We start from the raw sequence: 4,076 nt of genomic DNA on the forward strand, positions 1-4,076 counted from the left end.
CTCAGTTCCTGGGTCAGGTGCCCAAACAACAGCGAAAGTCGTACAGGCGGCTTGCTCGGGGCACAAAACATCGACAACATGCAAGAAAGGGCATTCTACTTGGGGAATGTCGGATAATAGATAAGCAAGACTGAACCATTGTCCAACAACCCCGACCGACACAAGGCTGTCACCTTTGTCTTGGGGATAAATTGTTACCTAAGTCTGCAGGTTGGATCGTGAAAATATTGGTGGAGCCGGACGGACCCTAACCCAAGGTTTCTAACAAACTGTAATTAAACGATTTTCCTTAACTAAGGTTGTACCACTGTGGGATGTTTTGTACCAGTGGTTTGAGCATTTTTGGCTAGTCTCTCGGCAACAATTGCCAATCCTTCAACTACACGAAGCGTTCCCCTTTACACACGCCAATCAATTGTTAGCCTTATTCCCGTCGGGGAAAGATTTTGGGGACATTCGTGAACGTCGCAAGAGGGGATTTTATTGGTGGTATTTCCGATCCGGTTTATGTCAGCTTGGAGCTTCATAATAGTATTGAACCAATAATTGAAATTAGCACTGCATCATACCTGCCCAATGTTCCGATACGTCCCCGGTATTATAAATACGCCGCGCCCACAGAACCTTTTGTCTGGACTATGAAATTTCATACCGCGCACACAAAAGGCTTAAACCTCAGGCCTTCCGGATAGGGAGCTTGCGCCAGGGTTGTTGAAGAAAAACTTGGCCTAACGACGTAAAAACCCCAAGGCCAAACCGACTTTGCGTAAAGGCCCCTTCTATAGACCGTAGGAAGACCCCCAAATGAATACGTATTACCTACCACCCGAGAAAGAGCGACCGCATTATGCGTTTAGAATGTTCAATATTACAGAGCCGCCACGCGTCGCGGAGGGCAAACACGACAGAATTAAGCTTACCGTACATGGAACGTATTCATTCCCTGACAACGGAGTTGCCGCATCATATTTCGATACTTTTTGGCAAATCCGAAGCACTTTATTCAGAAGTACTGCTTCTAACCATCGCCCAAGAACCCTAACGGCATCCTCATAGCGCGTTTGCGCGGCATTGAAATCTGCCAAATTACGGCGATACTCTTCTAGTGCAACAATGTCGGCTCCAAGAACCAATGTGCCATCTGCATTAAGTTCCTCAGGTGGCGGCGGCAGGGCTGGGGGGGGTGGCTTCGGGACCAGCTCCCGGTAAATATCTGGAAGTAAATTGTCCCCATATTCAGGATGTTCGGATAACGGCTTCCAAACTTCCCGCCACGTTTCAGACCAGACCCCGATTATCTCCCCCCGCATCGCTTACAGACCCCCACGAAAGGCACGTTGCTGAAGGGAAGCAAAGAGAGCATTCATTTTATCGGCAGTATCAAAAAATTGACATTTTAGGAGATCAAGACTTTGGATTTGTTTTACGAATTCCTTTTGCATCTCAATGGGAGGAACTATGATTTCAAATGCCTTTACTAAACCTGAATTGAGGTTCGGCTGATTGCCACCTTGCCCCAGATTACGTAATCGGTCATACGATAATTTTAGTTGTTCAAACAAAAACTTGGATGACAACCCCTCTTTTGCAACCAGCGCGGCGCAGGCTTGATTGACAGTCGCATCCACGCCAAGGCGACCTATCTGTCCCCTCGTTTTGCCTTGCCCGTACATGGCAATTAACACGGTACCCTTCGGGAAAGTTTTTAGCTTTGATGACCGAATACCCTTTTCAGTAACTAATTCTTCGGTTTCGTAAATTTCACGGCCGTTTACCTCGCCAGTCTTTACCCAAGGCATTCCATTGCCATAATTATCAGAGTTTTCGCGGCTTGGCGTTGAGCCAGAGCGAACAACACAACACTCCCCGATTGGACGCCTCGTAAATCCTAAGTTTTTCGAAGACGGGTCACGGCGGCCCGTCCCCCAGTCTTGAGCAGACGCATGAACAAAGCCAGGAACAGTAATTCGGTTTTCTTGGTTTTGACTATTTTTTGCAAATCCTTGGCGCAAGCCTCGTAATCCAATGAGCCAGCGAACGGTGGATTAGCCAACACCAGAGAGTACGCGCCCGCATCCCCGGCATTGTCCTCGGCAAGGCTGTCCCGGTTGTGGATTGCGGGGTTTTCTACGCCATGAAGGATCATGTTCATGGATCCAATGCGGAGCATGGTGTCATCGAAATCAAAACCATTAAACATGCCATTGTGGAAGTGGGTGCGAAGGGTTTCGTCCCGAAGTATTTCCGGATAATTATCTCGAAGGTATTCCCCCGCCGCGACCAGGAACCCACAGGTTCCAACGGCCGGATCGCAGATCGTATCGTTGGGTTGCAGCGTCCGATTTAAGGCTTTTGTCATCGTCTTCGCTATCCAGCCTCACAAGGATTACATCGGTGTTGTCTTCAACAGTTATGTCATTGATCCGCAACTGACAAATCTCGTTCAAGCGCATGCCGCTGAATAAGGCGATCAATGGCACCCAAAATCTTCCTCTCCGCACTACATTCGGTCCAGGCTCCGCATAGTGCCATTGGTCGTCTTTACTCCCCGTGTATAGCGGCGCATTGAATATGGCCTTCAGTTGGTCTGTGCTGAACGGCAGGCGGTCGTTCTTGCGGCTGCCTTTGTTGTGAAGTTGTAAGCCTTCAGCCGGATTTTTACTCAGGTGATCTTCGTTAATTCCATATTTAAAAAGCGCGCTCAGTGTGTTGAGATAACTGTTCACGGTCGTCGTTGACATTACAGCGTGACCATCGCGTGCACCATTTGCCGCCACATGGCGAAGAGGCTGCCCTGGGAACTTCTTGGTAGCGTTCGTGGGTAATTGAATAAGAACAGCGCGCACGTCGCGGCAGTCGTCCCTGGTGATTTCCTGAAGCTGCGTACCGGCTCCAATGAGTTCGCTCAGCGCCTTGAATTTTGCCTTACCTGCATCCTTCGACTTGCCGGTAAGATGGGCGCGGCTTAGATCGTCCGTGTACAGATCGACCAACTGGCCAAACGAAATTCGCTTTTGTTTCGGCGTCGTGGCAATTTTCGTGTCGCTGGAAATTCCATCAAACAAATCGTCGAAGAATGATTTAGAAAAATCGTTCGCGAACCGCTGACGGCTGCGGCGAACGCCTTCGATCATGCCACGACGGACGAGCTCGCATAGGAGTTGGAAATTTGGATCGGAAAACGGGAGGCTTGCGTTACGATCTTCCAACAACCGTTTTGCAACTTGTTGCACCGTCGCCTGCTGGTTCGGATCGTGCTCATCCGTGAGGGTGCTTTCTTCGATGTTGAGTTCCTGGCGGACCTCGTGCGGCGCTTCTAAGCCATTGTAGATACGATCCGGATTATTGGAAAAGTCCGCTTCTGCTTTCCTCTCTTCCTGCTGAAACCACATCAGCGTCATTTGCCGGATTTCCAACTTGGAAAGATCGAGCACAGTTTCAGGTTGGGATTTTACGCGCGCCTCGGCGAACAGGGCATCGACCTCAACCGCTTTCACACGGGCTAGCTCTTCCGCCTGACGGTGATCAGACGTCCTCAGGGAACACTTTATCTCTCGCATGCCAATGGCGTCGCGGAGTTCTTCCGGCACCACGCGACGGAAATAATATCGTCCGTTGCGGCGCATGAGATGGGTCTGCTTTGGCACGGTTTCCATCCCCCTTTGTACCAGTGTTTTGTACCAGCCGAAAAGGAAAACCGTCTTAAGAACAGATAGTTATGGGTTTTTCAAAGAGTTAGGGTTATATGGTGGAGCCGGACGGAATCGAACCGACGACCTCTTGAATGCCATTCAAGCGCTCTCCCAACTGAGCTACGGCCCCACGGGCGCACGACCGGGTATGGTTCCGGCGGCGGAATGGCAGTGTTATAAGTGGCGCCCGCGAAGACGCAAGCAAAAAGTCCGCTCTATCGCCGCCAAGACCCGATCGCTAATCCTTCGTTGCCAATCCTCCGGCGCCAATCCTGCGTTGATTGACGGCCCCGCGCGCGGTAAAGACCAGCAGCATTGAATTCCGCCCTGTTTCGGCGTTAAACCGGTTTCAAGGAGAGACCCTGAAATTGCGACCCATCACCA

General features: G+C 50.4%; 3 protein-coding genes, 1 tRNA gene and 1 pseudogene. All 5 read right to left on the reverse strand.

Annotated elements, in window-relative coordinates:
- Positions 1-845: 845 nt before the first annotated feature.
- Complete coding sequence (locus HOM51_10200; protein ID MBT5034880.1) at positions 846-1,310, reverse strand: hypothetical protein; 465 nt, start codon at positions 1,308-1,310, stop codon at positions 846-848.
- A 3-nt stretch (positions 1,311-1,313) separates the two neighbouring features.
- Positions 1,314-2,012 carry a hypothetical protein gene (locus tag HOM51_10205; GenBank protein ID MBT5034881.1) on the reverse strand — a complete coding sequence of 233 codons (699 nt, stop codon included), beginning with the start codon at positions 2,010-2,012 and terminating at the stop codon, positions 1,314-1,316.
- Positions 1,910-2,332: pseudogene (locus tag HOM51_10210) on the reverse strand (SAM-dependent DNA methyltransferase). The gene HOM51_10205 and the pseudogene HOM51_10210 overlap by 103 nt, the downstream one beginning before the upstream one ends.
- Positions 2,253-3,647, reverse strand: coding sequence for a hypothetical protein (locus HOM51_10215; GenBank protein MBT5034882.1), 1,395 nt, complete (start codon positions 3,645-3,647; stop codon positions 2,253-2,255). Before HOM51_10215 ends, HOM51_10210 begins: the two are co-directional and overlap by 80 nt.
- 99 nt (positions 3,648-3,746) lie before the next feature.
- Positions 3,747-3,822, reverse strand: a tRNA-Ala gene (locus HOM51_10220).
- Between the last annotated feature and the right edge of the window lie 254 nt (positions 3,823-4,076).

It is taken from the genome of Rhodospirillaceae bacterium, from assembly GCA_018660465.1.
Taxonomy (GTDB): domain Bacteria; phylum Pseudomonadota; class Alphaproteobacteria; order Rhodospirillales; family JABJKH01; genus JABJKH01.

Excerpts from the sequence above, each read along its gene's own strand:
- HOM51_10200 (MBT5034880.1), bottom strand. The coding sequence starts at position 1,310 with ATGCGGGGGGAGATAATCGGGGTCTGGTCTGAAACGTGGCGGGAAGTT.